Raw genomic sequence first — 486 nt, 5'->3', positions numbered from 1 at the left:
CCATTTGGTTTGATCCTGCTACGCAATGGTATGCGCCATCAAAAGGCAAACAAGGGCGAAATCAAACCTACTCCGACGCAGCCATCCAATGCTGCTTAATGATTAAATCCTTATTCCGTCTGTCTTTACGTATGGTCACTGGCTTTGTGCAAAGTCTGATTAAACTTTGCGGATTAAATTGGATAGCTCCAGATTACACCACGCTTTGTAGAAGACAAAAGCATATTGATATTGTAATCAGCTACCAAAAAAGTAGCGATGGGCTGCATCTACTCATGGACTCTACAGGCATGAAGTTTCTAGGTGAGGGCGAATGGAAACGCAAGAAACATGGACCTGAATATCGTCGCCAATGGCGTAAACTTCATATTGGTATAGATGCTAAAACCCTGCAAATACGAGCAGTTCAGCTTACAACCAATAATGTCAGTGATTCACAGGTGCTTGGTGATTTACTTAATCAGATTCCACAAGATGAGCGGATTA

The 486-nt window shown here is 42.2% G+C and carries 1 pseudogene; it reads left to right on the top strand.

What is annotated here, in order from left to right:
• Nucleotides 1-486 (top strand): annotated as a pseudogene (locus EXE10_RS21215) (IS5-like element ISAba12 family transposase); the annotation flags it as partial.

This window comes from Acinetobacter sp. WCHAc060033 (assembly GCF_004209125.1).
GTDB lineage: Bacteria > Pseudomonadota > Gammaproteobacteria > Pseudomonadales > Moraxellaceae > Acinetobacter > Acinetobacter wuhouensis.
Note: the sequence above shows the minus strand (reverse complement) of the source record. Positions and strands in the feature narration are given on the sequence as shown.